Origin of the sequence: Amphritea sp. (genome assembly GCF_048266285.1) — a bacterium.
Lineage (GTDB): Bacteria > Pseudomonadota > Gammaproteobacteria > Pseudomonadales > Balneatricaceae > Amphritea.
Genome location: NZ_JBLWZV010000007.1, coordinates 140266 through 163956 on the forward strand (window position 1 = coordinate 140266; position 23691 = coordinate 163956).

The 23691-nt window shown below is 45.0% G+C and carries 21 protein-coding genes; 13 read left to right on the forward strand and 8 right to left on the reverse strand.

The genetic code is table 11. The annotated features are described in order from the left end of the window. Window position 1: 1 nt before the first annotated feature. From ACN0T0_RS10605 to ACN0T0_RS10645, 9 genes are all read left to right on the forward strand, one after another. Window positions 2–937, forward strand: a complete 936-nt coding sequence (locus tag ACN0T0_RS10605; protein WP_417225855.1) for a phosphoglycerate dehydrogenase — start codon at window positions 2–4, stop codon at window positions 935–937. Continuing rightward, window positions 930–1685, forward strand: coding sequence for an SDR family NAD(P)-dependent oxidoreductase (locus tag ACN0T0_RS10610; RefSeq protein ID WP_417225857.1), 756 nt, complete (start codon window positions 930–932; stop codon window positions 1683–1685). The genes ACN0T0_RS10605 and ACN0T0_RS10610 overlap by 8 nt, the downstream gene beginning before the upstream one ends. 15 nt (window positions 1686–1700) lie before the next feature. After that, window positions 1701–2696, forward strand: coding sequence for an SGNH/GDSL hydrolase family protein (locus tag ACN0T0_RS10615; RefSeq protein WP_417225859.1), 996 nt, complete (start codon window positions 1701–1703; stop codon window positions 2694–2696). Further along, a complete protein-coding gene (locus tag ACN0T0_RS10620) occupies window positions 2686–5061 on the forward strand; it encodes a hypothetical protein (protein ID WP_417225861.1) in 2376 nt (791 codons plus the stop codon). The genes ACN0T0_RS10615 and ACN0T0_RS10620 overlap by 11 nt, the downstream gene beginning before the upstream one ends. 69 nt (window positions 5062–5130) lie before the next feature. Then, the gene (gene gmd / locus ACN0T0_RS10625) at window positions 5131–6246 is read left to right on the forward strand and encodes a GDP-mannose 4,6-dehydratase (protein ID WP_417225862.1); all 1116 of its coding nucleotides are present in this window, start codon (window positions 5131–5133) and stop codon (window positions 6244–6246) included. A gap of 110 nt (window positions 6247–6356) precedes the next feature. After that, window positions 6357–7316, forward strand: coding sequence for a GDP-L-fucose synthase (gene fcl / locus ACN0T0_RS10630; protein WP_417225864.1), 960 nt, complete (start codon window positions 6357–6359; stop codon window positions 7314–7316). Between the two features lie 43 nt (window positions 7317–7359). Beyond that, complete coding sequence (locus ACN0T0_RS10635) at window positions 7360–7812, forward strand: GDP-mannose mannosyl hydrolase (protein WP_417225866.1); 453 nt, start codon at window positions 7360–7362, stop codon at window positions 7810–7812. A 95-nt stretch (window positions 7813–7907) separates the two neighbouring features. Beyond that, window positions 7908–8804 (forward strand): hypothetical protein, encoded by an 897-nt coding sequence (locus ACN0T0_RS10640; protein WP_417225868.1) that lies wholly within the window; start codon window positions 7908–7910, stop codon window positions 8802–8804. A gap of 324 nt (window positions 8805–9128) precedes the next feature. Beyond that, window positions 9129–11438: a glycosyltransferase gene (locus tag ACN0T0_RS10645; RefSeq protein ID WP_417225870.1), complete on the forward strand. Its 2310-nt coding sequence runs from the start codon at window positions 9129–9131 to the stop codon at window positions 11436–11438. Between the two features lie 48 nt (window positions 11439–11486). On the opposite strand, the gene ACN0T0_RS10650 is transcribed toward ACN0T0_RS10645, so the two are convergent. The 3 genes from ACN0T0_RS10650 to ACN0T0_RS10660 are packed head-to-tail and all read right to left on the reverse strand — an operon-like array spanning window position 11487 to window position 14064. After that, window positions 11487–12680, reverse strand: a complete 1194-nt coding sequence (locus ACN0T0_RS10650) for a YbfB/YjiJ family MFS transporter (RefSeq protein WP_417225871.1) — start codon at window positions 12678–12680, stop codon at window positions 11487–11489. Between the two features lie 40 nt (window positions 12681–12720). Continuing rightward, a complete protein-coding gene (locus ACN0T0_RS10655) occupies window positions 12721–13305 on the reverse strand; it encodes a 2-hydroxychromene-2-carboxylate isomerase (RefSeq protein ID WP_417225873.1) in 585 nt (194 codons plus the stop codon). A 27-nt stretch (window positions 13306–13332) separates the two neighbouring features. Beyond that, the gene (locus tag ACN0T0_RS10660; RefSeq protein WP_417225875.1) at window positions 13333–14064 is read right to left on the reverse strand and encodes an SDR family oxidoreductase; all 732 of its coding nucleotides are present in this window, start codon (window positions 14062–14064) and stop codon (window positions 13333–13335) included. A gap of 106 nt (window positions 14065–14170) precedes the next feature. On the opposite strand from ACN0T0_RS10660, the gene ACN0T0_RS10665 reads away from it, so the two are divergent. After that, entirely contained in the window at window positions 14171–15043 is an 873-nt protein-coding gene (locus tag ACN0T0_RS10665) for a LysR family transcriptional regulator (RefSeq protein ID WP_417225877.1), read from the forward strand. Window positions 15044–15117: 74 nt separating this feature from the next. Next, on the forward strand, window positions 15118–15696 hold the full coding sequence (locus tag ACN0T0_RS10670; protein ID WP_417225879.1) for a TetR/AcrR family transcriptional regulator: 579 nt from the start codon (window positions 15118–15120) through the stop codon (window positions 15694–15696). A gap of 26 nt (window positions 15697–15722) precedes the next feature. On the opposite strand, the gene ACN0T0_RS10675 is transcribed toward ACN0T0_RS10670, so the two are convergent. Genes ACN0T0_RS10675 through ACN0T0_RS10685 form a run of 3 tightly spaced genes read right to left on the reverse strand, consistent with a single transcriptional unit; the run spans window position 15723 to window position 19110 of the window. Continuing rightward, the gene (locus tag ACN0T0_RS10675) at window positions 15723–17483 is read right to left on the reverse strand and encodes an FAD-binding protein (RefSeq protein WP_417225881.1); all 1761 of its coding nucleotides are present in this window, start codon (window positions 17481–17483) and stop codon (window positions 15723–15725) included. A gap of 4 nt (window positions 17484–17487) precedes the next feature. After that, the gene (locus tag ACN0T0_RS10680; protein WP_417225883.1) at window positions 17488–17703 is read right to left on the reverse strand and encodes a 4Fe-4S dicluster domain-containing protein; all 216 of its coding nucleotides are present in this window, start codon (window positions 17701–17703) and stop codon (window positions 17488–17490) included. A gap of 24 nt (window positions 17704–17727) precedes the next feature. Further along, window positions 17728–19110 (reverse strand): ferric reductase-like transmembrane domain-containing protein, encoded by a 1383-nt coding sequence (locus ACN0T0_RS10685; protein ID WP_417225885.1) that lies wholly within the window; start codon window positions 19108–19110, stop codon window positions 17728–17730. Window positions 19111–19387: 277 nt separating this feature from the next. Here ACN0T0_RS10685 and ACN0T0_RS10690 point away from each other — a divergent pair, with 277 nt between their 5' ends. Next, window positions 19388–20878 carry an FMN-binding glutamate synthase family protein gene (locus ACN0T0_RS10690; RefSeq protein ID WP_417225887.1) on the forward strand — a complete coding sequence of 497 codons (1491 nt, stop codon included), beginning with the start codon at window positions 19388–19390 and terminating at the stop codon, window positions 20876–20878. Window positions 20879–20949: 71 nt separating this feature from the next. On the opposite strand, the gene ACN0T0_RS10695 is transcribed toward ACN0T0_RS10690, so the two are convergent. Next, window positions 20950–21171: a PA3496 family putative envelope integrity protein gene (locus ACN0T0_RS10695; protein ID WP_417225889.1), complete on the reverse strand. Its 222-nt coding sequence runs from the start codon at window positions 21169–21171 to the stop codon at window positions 20950–20952. Window positions 21172–21381: 210 nt separating this feature from the next. Further along, window positions 21382–22263: a MurR/RpiR family transcriptional regulator gene (locus tag ACN0T0_RS10700; RefSeq protein WP_417225967.1), complete on the reverse strand. Its 882-nt coding sequence runs from the start codon at window positions 22261–22263 to the stop codon at window positions 21382–21384. A gap of 238 nt (window positions 22264–22501) precedes the next feature. Between ACN0T0_RS10700 and ACN0T0_RS10705 the strand changes: the two genes are divergently transcribed. Then, window positions 22502–23629, forward strand: a complete 1128-nt coding sequence (locus ACN0T0_RS10705; RefSeq protein ID WP_417225891.1) for a TRAP transporter substrate-binding protein — start codon at window positions 22502–22504, stop codon at window positions 23627–23629. Window positions 23630–23691 lie beyond the last annotated feature (62 nt).

The window sequence follows — 23691 nt, forward strand, 5'->3', positions numbered from 1 at the left end:
AATGCAAAAAGTATTAGTAACTTGCCCACCTATGTTGGGAATGTTTGATGAGTTTGTTGATCCAGCCAAAGCATTAGGTATTGAACTAGTTGCAGCTAAAACAACTCAAGTATTAACTGAAGATGAGTTAATGGAGCTTCTGCCTCATTACGATGGCTGGATAATCGGCGATGACCCAGCGACAAAACAGGTATTTGAAGCTGGGATAAAAGGCAAATTAAAAGCTGCTGTTAAGTGGGGTATTGGTGTTGATAATGTCGACTTTGCCGCCTGTAAAGAACTGAATATCCCGATCATTAATACGCCAAATATGTTTGGTGGTGAAGTTGCCGATGTGGCTATGGCTTTTTTGCTAGGTTTAGCAAGAGAAACTTATTATATTGATAGAGAAATACGTTGTAATAATGGCTGGCCAAAGCCTGCAGGAATGAGTGTCGCGGGTAAAACTGTTGGCGTTGTGGGTTTTGGTGATATAGGTAAGCACACGGTTAAACGGCTCAGCGGCTTTGATGTTAATGTTGTTGTATATGACCCAGGTGTTGATGGAAATCAAGGTTTTGACTTTGTTTCGCGTGAAAACTTTCCAAATGGATTAGAGCAGTTAGATTTTCTTATTTTTACATGTGCACTTAACAAACATAATTTTCATATGTTAGATGAAAATGCACTTTCAAAAATGAAAGTAGGTTCAAAAGTAATAAATGTTGCGCGAGGCCCATTAATCGATGAAAAAGCGTTAATCTCAGCTTTAGAATCGGGTCATATATCAGCTGCGGCGCTTGATGTATTCGAAGAAGAGCCTTTACCTAAAACTTCTCCATTGCGTGATATGCCTCAATGTATTTTTGGCTCACATAATGGTTCTAATACTAAAGAAGGTGTAAGGCGGGCAACTAATGAAGCTATAAAAAAAATAGCAGGTTTTCTTTATGCCTGATAAAAAAAAGCCTTGGGTTCTTATTACTGGTGCTAACGGTGGTATAGGCAAGGCATTGGTTTCTGAATTTTGTGAAGAAGGCTACAATGTTTTAGCGACAGATATTTCTCAGGTAAATTATGTGTCGAAAAATAATGTCGCTTTTCTTCCTTTAGACCTGCAAGAGTTTGTAGTTAACGAAGAGTATGCGAATTCATTTGCTAAACAAGTAAGTCAAATAACAGACTCTACGGGACTCACGGCATTAGTAAACAATGCAGCGGTACAAATACTAAACAGAACAGAAGACTTCACTAGAGAAAAATGGCAAAAAAGCTTCGATGTAAACCTATCCGCCCCTTTTTTCCTGATACAATTATTTCTAGTAGACCTGTCCAAAAACAAAGGCTCAGTAGTGAATATTAGTAGTATTCACGCTACTCAAACTAAAAAAGAATTCGTTGCTTATGCTACGACCAAAGCAGGTTTAAGTTCACTAAGCAGAAACTTAGCCTTAGATTTAGGTAGTAGTATTAGAGTAAATGCAATAGAGCCTGCTGCTGTTGCAACGGATATGCTTAAAGCTGGTTTTGAAGGAAATGAAGAGCAGTATAAAAAGCTGAATGAATTTCATCCTATAGGGCGTATTGCATTATCAAAAGAGATTGCGGAATTAGCTGTTTTTCTATGCTCAAAAAAAGCACAATTTGTGCAGGGTGCTTGTATAAGTGCTAGTGGTGGTATTCAGGGTTGCTTAAGTGATCCATAAGTTAAAGGTGGTATCTTGAAAATTCTAATATATGGTGCTTCCGTTGTACAGCAAGGCGTTACTCATGACGGTAAGTTAGTTGGATTTGTTAATAATTTACGTGAATTATTTAAAGAAAGTCCCGGTCTCGAGAATGTGCTAGTGCATAAAAGAGGATATGGTTCGAATCACCTCAATGATGCTGGTTTGCTATATTTGGAGGAAGCCTTAACTGAAAAACCCGACATAGTTGTTCTTGATTGGCATAGTACCTATATAGAGGAATTTGAACCCGATAAATATGACTATATTATTAATAAATTATTAAATAATAATATTAAAGTTGTTAATCTAGTATTGCCTCAGAAGTCTCGAGTAGGAGAACCAGAACAGCGAAAGATATTGCAAGCTAGAGGGTATCAAAAAGTTGGTGTCGGTTTTTTGAATTTCTATGAGTTTGTAAATAATGGAAGGATTGACCTAGATGAATGCTTAAGGGATGATGTTCATACGAATGAGTTTGGTGGTAAAGTATATGCAGAAATATTATTTCCTTACTTACAAAGTGTCATTCGGGGAGAAAGTTTAGAATATGATTATGGAAAATCAATTGAGCCTATTAATAAGTATAGTGAAATATTAATTACAAAACATACAGTTGATTTTGAGGTAACTAAAAACACTAATATAATATGTAAAGTCGATCCTAAAAATCAACTTTTTCGTCTTTACGCAACAGTTATGGTTGGCCCCTTTAGTCCTATACTAAGTATAGATTTTGAAGGGGGAAGTCGTATGGTTAATATATTAGACCAATCTTGCTTTTATGAAAGGAAAGTCTTAAAACCAATAACTCCATGGCTGAATTCAAAGAGTGGTACTGTAAAGATATCTTTATCAGAGAGGGAAAACGATTTGAGTATTTTGAAATCTCCTCCCGTTACAATGCCTGAATATTCGCGTTTACCTATTGTTGGTGATCTATTTTGTGTTGGTAGTGATTCACTAAAGGTTGAGTTTAATGTCAATTAAAAAAATTGTTTTTGTTCCAGCAGTCAATAATTTAACTGAGCTTTCTGATATAGTCAGTCGTTCTGCATGGCACTTGAGTATGCTTGATGAATTCGAGATAGTTATCTACGCAAGATCTGAAAACCTATCTTTGACTGATGTAGTTGTTCCAGATAGTTTTTCTGATGAGATTTCAAAAAAGCTGGAATTATTTTTCAACCAAGCTTCAGTTGTTATTTCGGAGAAGCCTTATTCCGAAGAAATGATTGACGATGCTACCGCTATTTTAAAATGGAAAGAGAATGATTCAGAATTAAATAATTTTCTAAAGTCCAATTGTTCATGTTCCATATATAGAGTAGATTCTGAAGTTGTTAGGCAAGAAGGGTCGTTTTATATTCAGTGTGCATTTGATTTACTATCGAATAAAGAATCACTTATCGATGATTCTAGAAATAAATTCAATATGCTTTTTGATAAACTGGGCTTATACCCAGAATCTTGGGTTTTAGCAACAGGTCCTAGTGTCGAACATTATAAAGATCATGACTTTAGTAGTTCATTGACAATAGCTTGTAATAGTACAATTCTAGATAATGACTTGATGGAAATATGTCATCCTAAGATAGTTGTATTTGCGGATCCAATTTTTCATTTTGGGGTGTCTCAATATGCAGAAGAGTTCAGGAGATCGGTTAGGAATAGATTTGAAACAACTGACATAACAGTAATTTTACCATTTAAATATTATGCTCTTTTTTTGTCAATATTCCCAGAATATGCAGATAGAATAATTGGTGTGCCTTTAGAAAAGGACATGGATTTTAATTCTGATATACAAAATGACTTTCGAGTTAAAAGTACCGCAAATATCCTCACATTACTTCTTCTTCCTGTGGCATCAACATTTTCGGACTCTATAAACATTCTAGGGTGTGATGGACGTTCTTTTGATGATGACGATTATTTTTGGGGCCATGGTAAGACTGTTCAAATCAACAGTAAAATGACTAATATCCAGGATGTTCACCCTGGCTTTTTTAAGATTGATTATAATGAGTATTACTTTGAGCATTGCCATACACTAGATGTGCTAATGACCAAAGGGGAATTGGAAAATAAGGTTTATACGCATCATGCCAATTCTTTTATTCCTGCTTTTCGTGATAGAAATGAGCAGTTTAAAGTACAAAAAGACCTTAAGGAAAAACATGTTATTTTAATTGAGCCAGATGGTGTCGGTGTTAATGGACATTATGTTCCTTGGTATAACCAGCTCATCCGAGAGCTTGGAAAGCAAACAGATAATGTCCAGGTTTTCATTAACCTTAAGCAAAACCCAGAGTTGTATCTTGCATCTGCAAAAAAAATATTTACTTCCCACTCTTGGGGTATATCTAGAGGTGATTGGTGTTTTAAAAAAGGTTTTGAAAAGCACTCGTCATTTATAAAGTTTTTTGATGAGCTTGAATCTGGAATACTTGAGTATTGTAATAATAAAAAAAATCAAGAAATCACCATTTTTATGTATTATGGTTCAGTGCAGATTTTATCTGGTTTTCACCATCTAAAGAAAAAATTAAAAACTCAAAACATAAATATTAGTCTTTCTATTTGTTTGTTTCATGAATCAGTTATATTGGACTCTAAAGTTAAATTTCCAAGACTTCCGCCAAATGCAAGAACAATTCTTATGGAAGGTCTAGCTCAGTCTGATTCTTACAACATTGCTAGTGTGACTAAAAGTCTACAAAATTTTATTTATGATAAAACAGAGACTTTAACTCATGTTATGCCTAATCCAATACCTAATGCTGCAACTACAAAAGAATCATTAGCAATTAGGGGGGGGGACACTGATGATGGGCCGTATAAAGTAGTTTTTCCTTGCGCTTTACGAGAAGAAAAGGGAGGTGAGTTAGTCAAATGTTTTATTCGTGATGTTGCGTCTTTAGCTATTGATACAAAGGGTTTTGTTTTTTTTGTTAGAACGTTTGACGATGTTGATTGTAGTAATGTTAATAATGTATTTTTTATAGAAAATAATATTAGCGATGAGGAGTATAACTCTCTTTTAAGTACTGCAGATGCGATAGTTATTCCATATCTATCACCACAGTTTACTTATAGAACATCAGGTATCATTGTTGATTCGATGAAATTTAAAAAGCCTATAGTTGTTATTAATGATACATGGCTTGGAGATGTTGTTAAAGAATACAAAGCTGGGATTTCAATTAAATACTATTCTTCTAATAGTTTTCTTAGTTCATTTAAGGTTTTCAAAGATAATAAAAAAACATTGAATAAGTACTCGTCAATAAGTTTTGATAATTATCAGGTTAGTAATAGTTGGGAGGCTTTATGTAAAATAATGTTTTTATGATTTTGTTAAATTCATGATTTTATATTTGAATTAATAATAGCCTTTTTATTAAACCATAGAGCATATGAAATGAAAAAAGCACTTATTACCGGTGTAACCGGCCAGGATGGCTCCTATTTAGCGGAGCTTTTGTTAGAAAAAGGGTATGAGGTTCATGGTATTAAGCGTCGAGCTTCCTCATTCAACACACAACGTGTCGATCATATCTACGAAGATGTTCATATCGAGAATGCACGTTTTAAATTGCACTATGGCGATTTAACGGATTCGTCTAACCTGATTCGTATTATGCGTGAAGTTGAGCCCGATGAGGTTTATAACCTAGGAGCGCAGTCTCATGTTGCCGTTTCTTTTGAAGCGCCTGAGTATACGGCTGATGTCGATGCGATGGGGACGTTACGCTTATTAGAAGCGATTCGTTTTTTAGGTTTAGAGAAAAAAACCAAGTTTTATCAAGCGTCTACCTCAGAACTTTACGGAGAAGTGCAGGAGATTCCGCAAAAAGAAACCACGCCTTTCCACCCACGTTCCCCTTATGCGGTGGCTAAAATGTATGCTTACTGGATTGCGGTTAACTACCGCGAATCTTATGGCATCTATGCCTGTAACGGTATTTTGTTTAACCATGAATCTCCTCGTCGTGGTGAAACATTCGTAACTCGTAAGATCACCCGCGCGATTGCCAATATTGCTCAAGGTATCGAAAGCTGCCTTTACTTAGGCAACATGGATGCTCTGCGTGACTGGGGCCATGCGAAGGACTATGTCCGTATGCAATGGTTGATGTTACAACAGGATCAGCCTGAAGATTTTGTTATTGCGACCGGCAAGCAGATCTCTGTACGTGAATTTGTGCGTATGTCTGCAGCAGAAGCGGGTATTACCCTTGAATTCTCTGGCGAAGGAATTGACGAAATCGCTACGGTTACCGCTGTGTCAGGTGATAACGCGCCGGGTGTGACTGTTGGTGATGCTATCGTTAAGGTTGACCCTCGTTACTTCCGTCCTGCAGAGGTTGAAACGCTGCTAGGTGACCCTACTAAGGCAAAAGAAAAGCTTGGTTGGGTACCCGAAATTACGGTTGAAGAGATGTGTGCTGAAATGGTTCAACATGACCTTGGTAAAGCTAAGCAGCACGCTTTGCTTAAGAAACACGGATTTGATGTTGCTTTAGCGAAAGAGTGATTCCGTGTTAGGTTTTCACTGGTATTGCACATAGCTGAATAGGTTATGTGCTTTTTTGCATTCTGTTGTAGTGCAACTCTTTGCTGTAATAAGCGTTTTTAGAGGTTTTTATGAAGAAAATATTTGTCGCTGGCCATCGTGGTATGGTCGGTTCTGCCATTGTTCGACAGTTACAAGCCCGCGGTGATGTAACAGTGGTTACTCGTACGCGTTCTGAGCTTGATTTAACCTCTCAGGCCGATGTCGCAGCGTTTTTTTCCGAGGAGAGTATCGATCAGGTGTACCTTGCTGCGGCTAAGGTGGGTGGTATCCATGCGAATAACACTTATCCTGCCGAGTTTATTTATGAAAACCTGATGATGGAGTGCAATATTATTAACTCCGCGTATCAGGCTGGGGTTAAGAAATTGCTGTTTTTAGGGTCGAGCTGTATTTATCCTAAATTAGCTGAGCAACCGATGCGCGAGACAGCGTTACTAACGGGCACCTTGGAAGAAACCAATGAACCCTATGCTATTGCTAAAATTGCCGGTATTAAGTTGTGTGAATCCTACAACCGTCAGTATGGTGTTGATTATCGTAGTGTGATGCCGACTAATTTGTATGGTCCACAAGATAATTTCCACCCCGAAAACTCCCATGTTATTCCTGCTTTATTGCGCCGTTTTCATGAAGCTAAATTGCGTGGTGATAGCGAAGTGGTTGCATGGGGTAGTGGTAAGCCAATGCGAGAGTTTTTGCATGTCGATGATATGGCGGCGGCGTCTATTCATGTGATGGAGCTGGATAAAACGACCTACGATGCGAATACTGAGCCGATGTTGAGTCATATCAATGTGGGAACAGGTGTTGACTGTACTATTCGTGAGTTGGTTGAAACCGTTGCCAAGGTTACCGGTTTTAGTGGTGCTATTACCTTTGACGCCACTAAACCTGATGGTGCTCCACGTAAACTGATGAATGTTGATCGTCTGGCATCCCTAGGTTGGAAGTATAGCTATAACCTTGAAGATGGCTTAACAGATGCCTATCAATGGTTTTTAGATAATCAAGATAACTTCCGCGGCTAGTTGTTTTCTCGCTAGCTCATGTATTCGTTTACTTAGGCGTGTTATGTATTTAGATCAAGCAACTTTTACGACTATTATTGAATCTACCCCGTTAATTTCTATCGATTTAGTTGTGGAAAATGCGGCTGGCGAGGTGCTTCTTGGGTTACGTAATAACAAGCCTGCTCAGGGGTTTTGGTTCGTTCCTGGTGGACGCGTCCTGAAGAATGAAACCCTAGACTGTGCGTTTCACCGGCTGTGCCAAGAAGAGCTGGGTATTGAGCTAGCGCGTCAGCAAGCCGATTTTTTAGGCCCATTTGAGCATTTTTACGATGATTGTGTGTTTGATGACGCGATATCGACTCATTATGTGGTACTAGGTTACAGGTTACACTTAGATCTTGTTATCGATTTTTTGCCGCAACAGCAGCATAATCAGTATGCTTGGTTTGCTCAGGATGAGATGCTGCAGAGTGATAAAGTACATGTGCACAGCAAATGGTACTTGGATAAATAAAGAGTAAAACTATAGAGAGTTTTATTAAAGCTCTTCTTTTATTGATATTATAGTGCCTATAGAGTGATTTAAGGTAGGGATAGACCGGAACTGTTATGTTAAAGAAATTCGCAAAGAAAATAGTCAACAATCGAGATGTACTTGAAGGTTACCGTTACCACTTTGATATGGTCAGTCCCGATCTTATTTCTGGTTGGGCATTTAAAGTAGGCAGTGAGAACCATACACCTGCGATTGAAGTGCGTTCCGGAAAGACTGTTTTATGGACGGCGGAAGCTAATACCTTTCGAGAAGACCTTCTTCAAGCGGGCTTTGGCTCTGGGCAGTATGGTTTTTCTATTGTACCTAACTTATCCGCTGTTTCGTCATCGGTGACGAGTGTTGATCTGTATATTGATGGCCATTGCGTTCACAAGGGGGTTCCTTTAGAGGTAGCTTTTAGCGGATTAGAGCGTTATCAAGTCAGTCTCGATGAGGCTTCGGTTGACGAGATTCGAGGCTGGGTGTTTAAAGAAGGTGAGCAGAACTACCGGGCAAAGGTTGAGGCACGTTGTGGTGATGTGGTGGTGGCTTCTGGTTTGGCGGGTGATTTTCGTCAGGACCTTTTAGATGCCAACATCGGCGATGGCCATTATGCTTTCTCGCTTATTCCTCGTTTAGATAAGTTTCCAAGTGCCGAGTGTGAGTGCAGGCTCTTTATCGATGGGGAGAAAGCGAAAGTTGAACCCTTTAGCTTGTCAGCAGACCCTGATGTCATTGCTGAAGCGTTACATAAAGCCAAGTTTGCTGATGAAATCACCGACTTCACTCATAATGTTGACGCAACACTGGTTAAGTTAAAACAGGACGTTATTGCGATTAATCATGCTGCTGAAAATGATGATTTCGCTGTTAGTGGGCAGCTGCAGGTTGCGATGCAGAGTATTGCAGAGCTCTCGGTGAGAGTTAAAACGATTGAGCAAGTGCTGATTAAACACTTTCCTGCAAAATAACGGGCTTGATCAGCCGCTATATGGATATTGCCTGTGCCTTCTCCTCAGGAACACCAAGCAACAATAACAGGGGCTATCGATGATTTCACATCGGGCATCTTATCGGGTTGGGTATTAGACTCCTCTTCTCCGTTACAGCCACAGCCTTTTTTTGTTGAAGTTGATGGCCAGATTGTCACCGATGCGATAGCACACTGCCATCGTGCAGATCTTATTGATCAGGGCTTTGAGAGTGGTAAGCATGGTTTTTCGATTGACCTGGAACTTACTTATGATCAAGTAAGCGGTAAGTTAATTCGGTTATTAGATAAAAACCATCAGCCGGTGAGTGGTGCTGAGTATCAGGTTACTCAAGGGGGCCTGGTCACTTTTGAGTTTATCTCACTGCATGCACACTGCTTTGAATACCGCGTCAGTTGTGAACAGGACATCCCTGAAACGCAACTGTCTCTTCGCTATGGTGATTCCTGTATTGCACTAATGACTGTTACTTTATGTAAAGGTAGCAATTCAATACAGCTATCCGCTCCTTTAGGGGTCCTTGACGGCTTTAATGACAGTTTTTCTATAGAGCTTGCCGGCTTTCCTGCACCGGTTTGGCGGGCGAAACGGTTAGAACCATTAATAGAACCTCATGTACCATCCGTTTCCCACGTCGACTCATCGGCGTCTTCTTTTCTCGAGCGAATGCGGCATGAAGCATTATATTTACACTGTAAAAATAGCACCGACAAAAATCGTTTAAATAGCGCTTTATCGGCATATCGTTTCTTGCTCGGTGAAGTTGCTGATATTTGTTTGAGCCATTCCCGTCAGGCAAATATTGACGTGAGTGTCTTTATTGTTGCTGCCGACGGTTCAAGTGTTGACCGTATTCTTCACTCCCTTGCGTCAATGATATTTTCATACAGCGAATGTGCATTCGAGTTTGTTTTTGTTACGACTGCAAAGCAGAAAACAGTGCTCGTTGATCGCTTGGCGTGCCATCAGGTTGAGTGCAGTTACCTGTGCGTGACAGATTTTAAGTCATTTGGTGCGTTATATTCGCGCCTCGGCTGTCTGGCGCGTGGTAAGTATTCAGTGATAGTGAACCAACCAGTAGAAGCTCTTTCTTCTTGGCTTAATGAGTTAATCGAGCCTTTTGAGCAGCCAACAAGTTCGCCTGATGTGACGACGGTTCAGACTATTTCAGCCACTGGTGATGTATTAATACCGGCCTCTTTTTTGGATATCAATGGTCAATATTGGAGTACCGAACAGCGGGTTAGTTTTTCCCATCCTGCGGTCAGTTTTCGCCGTAAAATGAGCAGTAACGTCGCGTCCGTTTGGTGTGTGAGGTCATCTCTTTTAGCTGATGCGGATTGTTCGTCCAATGAGACTAGTGCATTGACATCATTGGATGTTAATAGCTTATCCTCGACGAGGAGTAGGGGCTTAAATATTGCTTATATTCCTCAGTCGAAGGTGATATCAATTGCACCGTTAGATAAAACAAAATCTGTTATGGGCTCTAAGCAGGAGGAGAAAAAAAAAAGAGTTTTATTGATTGATCATGCACTGCCTTCAGTCAACGAAGATGCTGGCTCTTATGCTGCGGTTCAAGAGATAAAGCTGATTCAGTCATTAGGCTATGAGGTGATCTTTGCTGTTGCTAAGACGGCCTCTTACAATGATAAAGCATCGTCTTTGCAGCGTTTAGGGGTGGAGGTTGTTTACCGTCCATTCTTCACTACCTTCGAGGCTGTTCTCCATCATTATGTGGATGATATCTGTGCTGTTTATATTACTCGATATAGTGTGGCAGAGCAGGTTCTACCGCTGATTAAACGAATCAACGCCTTACTACCGGTCATCTTTAATAATGCAGATCTACACTTTTTGCGTGAGCTGCGTGAAGCATTGAACCTGAGTGACCCACAAAAGATTCAGCAAGCAATGTTAACTCGGGATGCTGAATTAGCGGTCATGGATAAAGTAGATGCCATACTGTCTTATAATGATACCGAGCATGCGGTAATTACTTCCCACCTTTTAGAGTCTCAAAAAATACATACCTGCCCTTGGGTGTTAGAAGAGAAAAGTGAAGGCTTACCTTTTGCAAGCAGGCAAGGGATCGCGTTTCTTGGCGGCTATCGGCATACCCCTAATGTTGAAGCCGTTACTTTCTTTGTCGAAAAAGTCATACCCTTGTTAGCAAAAAAAGCCCCAGATATAGTTTTTTATGTGTATGGCAGTCATATGCCAGAAGGTTTTGAGCCGTTGGCGTGCGCTAATGTTCGGTTGATTGGTTTTGTTGAGAATCTCGATGATCTATATCACCAGCATCGAATTTTTGTCGCGCCACTACTATCCGGAGCAGGCATTAAAGGTAAAGTGTTAGAGTCTTTAGCTTATGGCTTGCCAACGGTCTTATCTTCCGTGGCTGCCGAGGGAATAGGTTTAACGCATAATATAACCACGCTATTGGCTGAAACGGCCGAAGAGTGGTGCGATGAAATTATTCGGTTATATCATGACGAGCCCCTGTGGCAGCGTATCTCAGCAAACCAGAAAATAGTCGCACAGGATCAGTTTTCATTTTCAGCGGGGCAAAAGAAAATGCAGTCGATCTTTTCGTCCGTCGGATTGGTATAACCGTGGTTAACGCATCCGACTAAAACCTGCATTCTCTCCTTCTATATCTTAGCTAACTACTTTGAGTTGTGGCTGCTGCATGGGGTCTTGTGCCTTGAGCATCCATAAAAGTAGGCTGCCAAATGCCATAATCAGTGCCGCTAAATACACCGCGTGGGTATAGTCTCCACTTTGCTCCGCTAAGATGCCGGCCATTGCGGGGGCGATGATCTGTGCACTACCGAAGGATAGCGTCATCTTGCCCATCATTTTTGCCGGTTGGGTGGGGTAATAGCGCCCGGCCATGGTGAGTACGAGACAGACCATGCCGACAAAGGTGCCACCAAACAGCACTGCACCAATCATGGTGAAGAGTAAGTTGGCTTCGATGACGGGCAGCAATATACCAATGACTTGAAGTATGCTGGCGCAGACCAGCGCATTTAATATGCCGATCCGCCGTGCCAGCATATCCCAGGCGATGGCGCTGGGGGTCGCCGCTAGCCCTATGACAAGGAAAGCCCCGGTTCCTTGACCTTCTAGACCGGGTAAGCGATTGATAATGGCGACGATAAAGGTCGCGCTGATCACATAGCCAACACCGGCACAAAAGTAGGCGATCTGAAATAAGCGCATAAATGATTGACTAGGTGGTGTATCGACCAGTGCTTGGCCACTATTGGTTTGCGTGGTTTGGTCCGCAGGAGGTAACCAAAGCCATGCGGGTATGATGACCAGTGTGCCGATCAGTGTTAGCAGGAGCCACTGTTGGCTCCAGTCGAAGTAGGGATGCATCAGTTCGACCGCGATTGAGCAGAGAACGATGCCTAGACCGACGCCGCAAAACTGGATGCCGAGCTCGCTACGATGATTGTGGCGCATTAACCAGTTGAGGATCAGTCCGGCACTGAGCAGTATGCCACCAGCGCAACTTAATCCGGCAATAAACCTAAATAGCGCCCAGAGCCAGATATTTTCAGTTAAGCCCATACCCGCCGTTGTGATTAAGGCGACCACTAAGCTGATGCGGTAGAGGCGATCCCTTAACACTAAGTTGCTGATCATTGCGGTGACGAGGGCGCCACATAGATACCCCAAGTAATTGACCGCCGCTAACCAGCCACCAGCCGCTATTCCAAGCCCGGCTTGTTCCTGCATGAGAGGGAGCAGCGGAGTAAATGAGAAGCGGCCTATCCCCATGGTCAGTATCAGGCCGAGGATGCCGGCACAGAGTACTTTGATACGTTGTGTTTGGGTGCTCATGATACTTCCTTAGGGATAATGGCGCTGTTTAGTGGTGCGATTAAGAGAGGGCTTTTTCGACCCATTCGAGCCGGTCTTGGCCGAAAAACAGCTCATCTTCAACATATAGGCTGGGTGCGCCAAAGACGCCGCGATCGGTTGCTGCGCTAGTGGCGTCGATTAAGGCTGTTTTGCATGTCGGTTCGGCAATCGCTGCCATGACGACGGAGGCATCAAAACCGGCGCTGCTTAATACCTCTGCTAGCACCTCCTTAGAGGATAAATCTTTACCTTCCACCCAGGCGGCGGTAAACATCGCCTGGTTGTACGCTTCAATAGCGTTATTGGCGAGCGCCCAGAAGGCACCGCGCATTGCATTCACGGTGCTGAACGGGAAATGAGGATTGAGTTGATAGGGCACCTGATAATGATCGGCATAGCGTTGCATATCTTTTTTCACCCAAGCCCACTTAGCGGGGATAGTGATTGGGCTGATATTCTCGCTGGTTTTAAAGACGCCGCCTAAGAGGATGGGCTTGTAATTAACCTGGGCGCCGGTGCGTTCACAGAGTCCTTCAAGCTGGCTCCAAGCAAGGTAGGAGGCTACGCTGATATAGTCATAATAAAAATCGATGGTTTTAGTCATGTTGTCTACCTTTTTAGTTTAGTGTGCTTACCAGGATTCAGCGAACGGACGAGCATCCTGTTCGAAAGTCCAAGCGCTAGGTGGTTGGTTGTGTAGTTGCCAGTATATTTCTGCTAAATCATCTGGTTGGATGATGCCGTCATCGCCTTTACTGGCATAGAGGTCCGGCAAGTATTGCGCCGTGGCTGGATTTTTTATCAGGCCGTCGATAATGATATGGGCGACATGGATCCCCTGAGGCCCCAGTTCTCTGGCCATACTCTGTGCGAGGGCGCGCAGTGCATGTTTGCCTCCGGCAAAGGCCGCAAAACCACTGTTACCACGAACGCTGGCGGATGCGCCGGTGAATAGAATCGTACCCTGTTGGTGGAGCAGCATTTTTTTCGCCAGTTCACGGCCGAAAAGAAAACCGGCAAAGGCGCACATCTCCCACACTTTGCGATAGATACGGCTGCTAGTTTCGGTAATTCCATAACGCACATTACCGCCAACATTAAACACGGCAACCCGAATTGGACCGAGTTCAGACTCTATTTGCTCGACGAGCGCGATAACCTGTTGCTCGTCGCGGGCATCGGAATGGAATGCGGTGGCGCTACTACCCAGAGCCTCAAGCTCGGCGAGTAAAGGGTTTAGATCACCTCGACGACGGGTCACGACTAGGTGAAAGCCTTCTCGGGCAAAGCGTCGGGCAATTGCTGACCCTAAATGATCGCCGGCACCCACAATCAGTGCGATAGGTCTGTCGGTTGTGGTCATCGTTAGCCTCTGATGAGTGTGATGATGGGATAGTAAAAGCCTAGTCGTTCTCGTATGATAAATAAAATCGATTATATCTATAGTTATCATAATTAGAGGTTATGTTATGGGGCTGCAACAGCTGCGCTGTTTTCTTGCGGTAGCCGAGTTAGAGAGTTTTACTCGTGGGGCAAAACGGGCTTTTGTGTCTCAACCGGCGCTATCCGCTTCGATTTCAAAGTTAGAAGCAGAGTTGGGGTTGAAGTTATTTACCCGAAATAAGCGCAATGTGGTGTTAACACCGGCGGGCCATGTATTGTTGAAACGGGCGAAGCGCATTGTCGAGGAGTGTGCCCGGGCGAAAGATGAGTTAAAACACCATGATGTGCAACGGATGTTGCGATTAGGTGTGGTGAATACCTTATCGATCAGCCATGTTGCCCGTTTAATCGAACAATACCGCCGGCAAAACCCCAATTTACGATTGACGGTGTTTGATGCTACCGATGTCGAGATGGAGCAGTTAGCGCAGGCTGGGCGTATCGATATGGCGCTGACATTGTTACAGGAGCGGCCTGATAGTCGGCCAATATTTAAGTATTCGACGGCTTTGTTTTCCGAGCCTTACCGGGTAGCGATGGCGAGTGACCATCACCTGAGCCAATCACCTTCGATTAGCTTCGCCGATTTAGAGAATGAACCCTTTATTGCACGCTCTCATTGTGAGTATCGGCGGATTTTTCAACAACTGATTAAAGCCAGTGGTGTACGCTTGAGTATTGCTTATGTGACCAATCAGGATGATCGGGCGCTAAAGCTGGTGGAAGAGGGGGTGGGTGTAGCGCTAATCCCTGAGCACTATAGCTCCCCCGGTATTGTTAAACGGCCCTTGAGTGATGTCGCGGAGCTAAGGACCGTTGGTTTTGAGTGGGGAGAGTCCGATAATCTCGATGAAGTTGATCAGTTGGTTGCATTTGCGAGTACGGCGCGCTGGCCATGAACGATCGCTCAGATTGTTTTGAACGACCGCTCAGGTTATAATCGACAACATACTCAACAGAGGTCGTAACCCCGGTGACAAACTTAAAATATGATCGTCAGGACGCTATCGAAAAAGCGACTGATCTGTTTTGGGCAAAAGGTTTTCATGCCACGTCTATGCGTAATATCCAGCAAGCGATCGATATGCGGCCGGGCAGCATTTACGCCTGCTTCGGCAGTAAAGAAGGTTTGTTTAAGGATACTCTGCACCACTATGCACAGATGAGCCGACAGCGACTGCAAGAGTGCGTTGCGGCGTCCTCCTCACCCTTGGAGGGCTTGAAACGCTTTGTTCGGGATGCAGTCACCGGGTGTAATATCTCGGCCCCAAGCGGCATGTGTATGTTGGCGAAAACGATCTCGGAGCTGTCCAGTGATAACGCTGAATTGCTGCTCGAGGCAAAACAGTTGCTGCAGAGCGTTGAAGCGGCTTTAGCCGCGCTATTGCGAGAGGCTCAAGTTCAGGGCGAAGTTAGTCGTTTGAAAACCCCTGAGAGTATGGCTCGTTACCTGCAAGTGCAATTGATGGGCTTACGGGTTTATAGCAGTGCCAACAAGGATCAGCAGCAGATAGAAATACTTATCGAGGATGTATTTGATAGTCTGCGTTAAACCCCGTTAGCAATGACTAGCCTGAATTAGGCAAATTCAGGCCATTTATCAAAGTGTTGTTTTTCCAGCTGCATTTCACCTTTATCGTCTTTATAAAGATTGATCCAAGCTTGCCAATGCTCGTTATCAATTTCAGGATAGTCCAGCCGGTAATGGCTACAGCGGCTTTCGGTGCGCATGAGTGATGCTTTCAGCTTCATCTCCGCCGTGATGATCATATTCATGGTTTCATGGGCAAGGCGTAGATGATGTCGGTCAGCGGCCATCAGCATTGGGCCGTGATGTTCTTTCAGTTCTTCAATATAAGCCAGCGCTGCCTGCATCATGCGCTCTTTTTTAATGTACAACACAAAGTTAGGAATCATCACGCTTTGTAGCACTTGAGTTACCCATGCTGGGCTATAACCACTGTCGCGTTTTAACGGTGCGAGAATCTCGGTTTTGGTTTGCGCTATTTTGTCTGCCGGTATTGAGACCCGTGTCATCGGCTGACTGGCCTTCGCCGCCGCTTCACCCGCGATTGCCCCTTGGATAGCCGAGCCTGCCATCGAACTACCGATTTGCGTATAGATACCGCCGGACATATAGGAGCCTAAGGCATCGCCTGCCGCCCATAAACCGGGAATAGAGCTTAAGCCAGTTGCATCGATCGGCACGAGACCTTCAGATTTGTGAATCGCCATCCCTGCTGTTGAGCCACCTACCGATTCACTCCCCATGCCGGGCGGGCCCTTGGGTTTATCACTACCGAATAGGGCTGACAGGCCTCTGGTTTTTGGCGCTTCAGGCGGCGGACCTGCTTGGCGGAAGGCTTCGGGTACGTATGGGCCTGCAGGAACATTCGTTGTTTTTTCTTCTGATTTATTCCCAGGCCCCATACTCACCGGCCCACCATTAACATGGGCGCTGTAGTTCATATCGACGCCTAGGTGGTGATTAACCTGTTCTGAAGTGGTGCTGGGTAACTCTTCTATCTGCCCATGCCAATTATCATAAGAAGAGCCTGAGTTTTTAGCCGAGGCGGGGTGACCATCATTCCACTCCTTCCCAGTGATCCTCGCGCCAATGTTGTAAGCCATAATAGTGCCATCATGGGTGAGATCACATAAAGGGAAACCGTTGGCCTTAAAGCCGCCAGAACCGGTGCAGAGCACGATGGTCTTGGCGGAAAAAGTGAAAATCTTATTTTCATCCAGACTAAACCCGGATGCACCAACAACCCGGCCCTGCTGTTTGTGCAGGTGGGTCATCATGATGCGTTCCATGGTTGGAATCTGGCGTTCACGCATGGGTTTGGAAAAACTTTCAAAACATAGCGGTGAGTCGAAGAAGCCCCACTCTTTTAGCTCGGCGACCCGGTCGGCTGAATGTTCTAAAAGCTGACGAGTAAAGACCGGATTATTGGTACCAATCGCTGAATCAGCTACTTTAGCGAGGTATTCATCCGGCGTCATGGTGGCGTTATCTTTATCATAACTAAAAACGCCTTTACCGAAAGGAGTGAGTCCTGAGCTACCTAAACGGCCTTTTGAAACCATTAACACTCGGGCACCGGCATCATGGGCTTTAACCGCCGCAAAGAGCCCAGCAATACCGCTGCCAATGACTAACACATCGGTTTCTAGTTGCTCTTCTGTAAAGCTGTCGGCATCAATGTTGGGCTGATTTCTGGTGGGAGGTTCCAGCGGTGGCATGCTGGGTATATTACCCGCGAAAGCTGCAGCACCAAGCGTCGTGCCGGCGATACCGATAAATGCTCGGCGGCTAAGTTGAGTCGTATCTGACACGGGGTTACCTCCAAGAAACAACGACAGGGATCGATTTTTCCGGTGTAATGCTAATCGCATCGACCGGGCAGTAAAGGCGGCATAAATGACAGATCTGACAATCTTCAGGGTAAGCGATGTAAGCCTTTTGCTGTTCATGATCGAGCTGTATAACGTCGGTTGGACAGGTCTGAACACAGGTCTTACAGCCTATGCAGCCTGCTATTTCACTAATGGGCATATTGGTGCGCTCCTAAACCTATGGTTAAAACGACAGCTGCTCGTAATGGATATTGGCGCGGGGTATCTGTAATGCCTTGAGGCTCTTATTGACCGCGGTAATCATCGGTTTTGGCCCGCATAAATAGACGCCCCAGTCGCGCGGCACTGCGATATTGATGACTTGTTCAATACAGGCCTGATCGATAAAGCCTTGGTAGAGATCACCGTCACCTGTTGTTGTGGCACAAGCTAACTGTTGTTTGAAGTTAGGCATGGTTTGTTCTAAGCGTTTGATCTCGTTCTGTAGCACCATTTGATCCGGGCGGTTATTGCCGTAGATTAATCGAATCGGTCGCGGATCGTTTGCTTGGGCTAAACCGCGTAACAGGCTTAACATGGGACCGATACCCGCACCGCCTGCGATTAATACGATCGCTTTTGCGTTAGCTGATTCTGCCAAACTAATGCTGCCGTAAGGGCCATCGACATAGACATCTTGGCCCACCTTGAGGGTATTCAGTTTTGAGGTGTAGTCACCTAAATTACGAATAATAAAGGAGACTTTCGGTAGATCTGCCTGACATGAAGCAATCGAAAATGGATGCTCATTGACGCCGCCACTGTGCTGGCTGGTGTTTAACCAAACAAATTGACCCGGGGAAAAGCTAAAATCTGCCGCACCTTTTTTCTCGATGGTGACCTGCCAATCGGTACGGCTAAGCTGAGTGACATCAAGTAGTTTAAAAGGCTGAGCCCGCAGTGCTAAGGGTTTAATAAAATAGTTGTGCAATACCATCACCACCGATAGACCACAGAGCACCCACCAAATAAGTTTAAAACTTGCCTGAAACTGACCATGACTGCCGATGGTTGTTACATGCAGTGTGGCGAGTATGGCGATGGCCACAAAACCTAACATATGGGTAAAACGCCAAGTTTCGTAACGCATCTGCAGGCTATCTTTACAGATTGCGGTCAGTATCCAGATAAGCAGACCGACCCAAGCAATAATGCCGGTTAGCATGGCGGGCGCAGTGACAACGGAAATAAGGCTGTGCATGCCATCAGCGAAAGACAGGCTAAAGCGGGGCGCCAGAATCAGTATTGGATGCAGCAGAAAAATAATGCCCAGCCATTGGCCGACCTGTTTATGCCGCGAGATGTTCCAGTCAATATTTGTAAACAGGGTTATTTGCTTTAGGCGGCTGGCTAACGGAAATTGCAGATAAAAGGCCATCATCGCCAACATATTGATGACCATCAGTGTGGTCGCATAGATCCCTTGCTGCGCCATATTCAGGCTGAAGGTGGCTAAAAATGGCAGGGACATTAAGCAAAGGTAGCCTAAGGCTAGCCGACGCTGACGGCTCAATTTTAAGGGTAGCCGTTGGCTAGGCTTGCCGAGTAGGGTTGATTGAAGGCTCATAATGGTTATCCAACGGATGATCAGGACGTCTATTAAGTGTTACACCGGGTTGTTGTTCGCATTGGGTGCTGTTGCTGTACTGCTTTATCTTGATGGTAAGGTGCAAAAGCGCTAAAACCATGCACATAATGTGGATAAAGTAAGGATGTTGGCAGCGCCAAGCGTTTGTTCGCATTAGAAAATGCCCGTTGCTGCCATAGGCAATGCCGGCGGAACAGGATAGGATTGGCGCGGTGGCATCTCGGTATGCCGACAGAGACTAACAAGGAGTGCAAACATGATTGATCCCGTCAGTAGCTTTGCGATTAATTTCGTAGCAATTCTGGGCGGCATCCTGCTGTTGATTGTCGTTGGAGGGCTGATTACAGGGCTGGTTATTTATCAGATTGATAAAAATCAGACGAAGCAGACCATCCGCCGAAACTATCCGCTGTTTGGCCGTTTCCGTTATGTATTTGAACATCTAGGCGAGTTCTTTCGGCAGTATTTCTTTGCGATGGATCGCGAAGAGATGCCATTTAATCGGGCGCAGCGCAGCTGGTGTTACCGGGCGGCGAAGAATATTGATAACACCATCGCCTTTGGTTCTAGTCGTGATTTGCGCACTCCCGGAACGTACTACTTTCTTAACTGTCCATTTCCGACCTTGGAAGAGGATGCCGTCAAGAACCAGCCATTGCAGATCGGGCCTTTTTGTCGCGAACCATACGATGCCAAGTCCTTCTTTAATATTTCCGGGATGAGCTTTGGGGCGATTTCTAAGCCTGCGATTCAGGCGCTTTCGAATGGCGCGCGGGAAGCCGGCTGCTGGATGAACACCGGCGAAGGAGGCTTGTCGCCTTACCACCTCGAAGGAGGCTGTGACATCGTCTGTCAGATTGGTACCGCTAAATATGGTATGCGTGATGATAAAGGCTTTTTGAGCGACGAAAAGCTCAGAGAGAAGGCCGCCTATAAGCAGGTGCGGATGTTTGAGATTAAGCTCAGCCAAGGCGCTAAACCCGGTAAAGGCGGAATGCTACCGGGGGCCAAAGTCACGGCTGAAATCGGTGCTATTCGCGGCATACCCGAAGGGGTCGCTTCGATCAGCCCGAACCGTCATGTCGAGGTTGATTCCGCCGATGACCTGCTGGATATGGTGAGCCATATTCGCGAAGTCACCGGTAAACCGGTCGGCTTTAAGTTAGTGCTAGGGTCGACTGATTGGTTGGATGAGTTTTGTCAGCGGGTGGTTGCCCGGGGGCTGGAGCAAGCGCCGGATTTTATCACTCTCGATAGCAGTGATGGTGGCACCGGTGCGGCACCGATGCCGTTGATGGACAGTGTTGGTCTGCCATTACGAGAGAGTCTGCCAATTTTGGTGGATAAATTGGTTAAGTATGGCTTGCGTGAACGTGTGCGAGTGATCGCGTCAGGTAAGTGTATTAACCCGACAGATGTGGCCGCGGCCCTATGTATGGGCGCGGATTTCTGTGTCAGTGCCCGAGGCTTTATGTTTGCCCTCGGTTGTATTCAAGCATTACAGTGTAATAAAAATACCTGCCCGACAGGGATCACCACCCATAATAAAGATCTGCAGCGGGGCTTAGTGCCCGAAGATAAAGCGGTGCGAGTGACTCACTATCATAATAATATGGTTAAAGAGTTGGAGATGATCGCGCACTCCTGTGGCGTGCCAGAGCCGCGCAAGCTAAAACGTAAGCATGCCGCGATGGTGGTCGACAGTGGCCGGTCAGTACCGTTAGATGTTCTCTACCCGGAGATCTAAATCTCAAGCGCAAGCGCTTAAAAAAGCCTGCACTCATGTTGCGGGCTTTTTTATAGCGTGTCTATGTGAGGTTAGCGCTCGTCAAATCCTAGGTCATCAAACCAACGTTCGTCGTTAATTTGATATTCGAGTTCTTTTCGTTGTTTGCGTTCTTCGATGGCGCGTCTAACGGATAAGCTTTTTTCGCTGGCTTTTTTTTGTTGAGCTTGTCGCTCTGTTTCTTCAATACCGACGATGATATCGAAGATTTTAGTTTGAATTTCGTTTAAGTCCTGATCTTTTCGTATAAGCATCGCAATGACTCCTACACCTTCTGCAAAGCTTACCTGAAAGCCGTTTAAGCAAAGAGGCTAACAGGCCTTTGAGCAATTCTGATTAACAGGGAATCTCTTTTTTATAACACTGAAAAGAGAATATCAATAAATTATAGGCCTAAGGGTAGGCACTAACGGATACTGATTTTGCCGTACAACTGTTACAGAAATAGGAAAAAGCGGGCCGATTTATTCTTCAGGTTTGCGCAGTGGCAGGCGTTTATCGTTCTGGCGCAGGCTTTTAAGGCTGCGTTTGATGGTCTTGAGGTGATCCAGCAAGCCCGGTCCGAGCTTCATCGCAACACCGACGGCCAGCACATCAATGACCACTAGATGAACCACGCGGGATGACATCAGAGTACTGAGGTCTTTATCCTCTTCCAGGTCTATATGGATGGCGATGCTGGCTAAGTCAGACAGCGGGGTGTTACTCGGGCAGAGGGTGATGACGGTGACGCCAGCATCTTTGACGAGTTTGACCGCGTGCAGTAGATCTTTTGTCCGACCCGTTTGGGAGATGGCGATTACCACATCACTTTCGGTCAGTGTTGTGGCTGAGATCATCTGCATATGCGGATCTGAATAGGCGGATGCGGCAATTTTTAATCGGTGAAACTTATGTTGTGCATCATTACAGACTGGGGCCGAGGCGCCGAAGCCGTAGAGTTCTAACCGGTTAGTGCTGGCAATAGCGTTAATAGCTTCTTCTAGGGTGTTCGCATCGAGTTCTTCTCTGACCCGCATCATATTGCCGACGGTCGAGTCGAAAATCTTCTGCTTAAACTCACTGACCGTATCTTTCGTATTAAGAGAGAATTGCTCAAAGTTAGCGTTGCTCGCAAGCCCCTGGGCCAGAGTCAGTTTGAAATCCTGAAAACCGTCGTAATTCAGCGCACGACAAAAACGTACCACGGTCGGCTCACTCACATTCGCTTCTGAGGCTAGATCGACAATCCGCATATGAATAACGTCGGAAGGGTTCTCCAAGACGTAATCAGCAACTTTTTGTTCTGATTTTCGCAGGCTGGATTTAGCATCAGCGATAGATTTAAGTAGATTAAGCGACTGCAAGCTGGTTTCCGTTTTCTGGTTAGGCATAACGGCACGAGTATATCAGTAAATCCGTTCAATAGAATAAATGCTGTTGTCATTCGTACAGCATTTTGAATTTGGTAAACATTTACAGGGGGTTGCTTACTATTTGAAATTGCAGCAGATATCACTTGATGCTATGTTCAGTGGGTTATAAATATAAATACAATAATTATCGACAGCTATATAGCTACAATGACGAATAGGGAGAAGCCTTGTGAAACGTCGTGAGATTGTCAAAGTCCTCGGTCTTGGGGTTGCTGCTGCAGGCCTAGCCGCGTGCACGGAAGAGAAAAAAACGGAGGCTGCGGATTGTGCTCAGCCGGCAGCGTCAGCTGCACCGGAAAAGCCGGAAACCATTGAGTGGAAAATGGTAACGACTTGGCCGAAAAACTTCCCAGGTTTGGGAACAGGCGCTAATTACCTCGCTGATCTGATTGATCAGATGAGTGGCGGCCGGATTAAAGTTAAAGTTTATGGCGCCAAAGAGCTGGTGGGCGCACTGGAAATCTTCGATGCGGTTTCCCGTGGTACGGCAGAGATGGGCCACGGTGCTTCCTATTATTGGAAAGGTAAGACACGTGCCGCGCAATTCTTTGCGGCGGTACCTTTCGGCCTGACTGCTCAAGAGATGAACTCTTGGTTGTATCATGGCGGCGGTATGGAACTCTGGGAAGAAGTCTATGCTGAGTTTGGCCTGATTCCGGGTGCTGCGGGTAATACTGGGGTACAGATGGGTGGCTGGTTTAACCGTGAGATCAATGGTGTAGAAGATCTGAAAGGTCTGAAAATGCGGATGCCAGGTCTTGGTGGTGAAGTGCTTAAGCGTGCTGGTGGTACACCAGTACTGCTACCCGGTGGCGAGATTTTCCCATCGCTGCAATCGGGTGCGATTGATGCAACTGAGTGGGTAGGCCCTTACAACGATTTGGCCTTCGGTTTGCACAAAGCAGCTAAGTATTACTACTATCCTGGCTGGCATGAGCCTGGCACCACATTGGAGTGCTTCCTTAATAAAGAAGCCTTTGAAAAACTGCCAGCCGATCTGCAGGTTATTGTACGTAATGCGCTGCGGATTGCTAACCAAGATATGCTGGCTGACTTCACGGCCAAGAACAACCAAGCCTTGCAGCAGTTGGTCAATGAACACGGTGTTGAACTGCGTCAGTTCCCTGACGACGTGCTTAAAGAGATCAGAGCGCTATCTGATCAGGTTGTCTCTGAAGAAGCCGCTAAAGATCCGATGTCACAGAAAGTATTCGACTCTTTCGTTAAGTTCCGTGAACAGGCGATTAAGTGGCATGCAGTATCTGAGCAGTCTTACCTGAACGCCCGTACGTTGTAACTATTGGGTAAAGGTTAGGTAATAAAAAAACCCGCAATTTGCGGGTTTTTTTTGGTTTTGAA

What these genes read in the sequence shown, in the direction of transcription:
- ACN0T0_RS10605 (WP_417225855.1), top strand. Translation starts at nt 2, where the DNA reads ATGCAAAAAGTATTAGTAACTTGCCCACCTATGTTGGGAATGTTTGAT.
- ACN0T0_RS10610 (WP_417225857.1), top strand. Translation starts at nt 930, where the DNA reads ATGCCTGATAAAAAAAAGCCTTGGGTTCTTATTACTGGTGCTAACGGT.
- ACN0T0_RS10620 (WP_417225861.1), top strand. Translation starts at nt 2,686, where the DNA reads ATGTCAATTAAAAAAATTGTTTTTGTTCCAGCAGTCAATAATTTAACT.
- gmd (WP_417225862.1), top strand. Translation starts at nt 5,131, where the DNA reads ATGAAAAAAGCACTTATTACCGGTGTAACCGGCCAGGATGGCTCCTAT.
- fcl (WP_417225864.1), top strand. Translation starts at nt 6,357, where the DNA reads ATGAAGAAAATATTTGTCGCTGGCCATCGTGGTATGGTCGGTTCTGCC.
- ACN0T0_RS10635 (WP_417225866.1), top strand. Translation starts at nt 7,360, where the DNA reads ATGTATTTAGATCAAGCAACTTTTACGACTATTATTGAATCTACCCCG.
- ACN0T0_RS10640 (WP_417225868.1), top strand. Translation starts at nt 7,908, where the DNA reads ATGTTAAAGAAATTCGCAAAGAAAATAGTCAACAATCGAGATGTACTT.
- ACN0T0_RS10650 (WP_417225871.1), bottom strand. Translation starts at nt 12,680, where the DNA reads ATGAGCACCCAAACACAACGTATCAAAGTACTCTGTGCCGGCATCCTC.
- ACN0T0_RS10655 (WP_417225873.1), bottom strand. Translation starts at nt 13,305, where the DNA reads ATGACTAAAACCATCGATTTTTATTATGACTATATCAGCGTAGCCTCC.
- ACN0T0_RS10660 (WP_417225875.1), bottom strand. Translation starts at nt 14,064, where the DNA reads ATGACCACAACCGACAGACCTATCGCACTGATTGTGGGTGCCGGCGAT.
- ACN0T0_RS10665 (WP_417225877.1), top strand. Translation starts at nt 14,171, where the DNA reads ATGGGGCTGCAACAGCTGCGCTGTTTTCTTGCGGTAGCCGAGTTAGAG.
- ACN0T0_RS10680 (WP_417225883.1), bottom strand. Translation starts at nt 17,703, where the DNA reads ATGCCCATTAGTGAAATAGCAGGCTGCATAGGCTGTAAGACCTGTGTT.
- ACN0T0_RS10685 (WP_417225885.1), bottom strand. Translation starts at nt 19,110, where the DNA reads ATGAGCCTTCAATCAACCCTACTCGGCAAGCCTAGCCAACGGCTACCC.
- ACN0T0_RS10690 (WP_417225887.1), top strand. Translation starts at nt 19,388, where the DNA reads ATGATTGATCCCGTCAGTAGCTTTGCGATTAATTTCGTAGCAATTCTG.
- ACN0T0_RS10695 (WP_417225889.1), bottom strand. Translation starts at nt 21,171, where the DNA reads ATGCTTATACGAAAAGATCAGGACTTAAACGAAATTCAAACTAAAATC.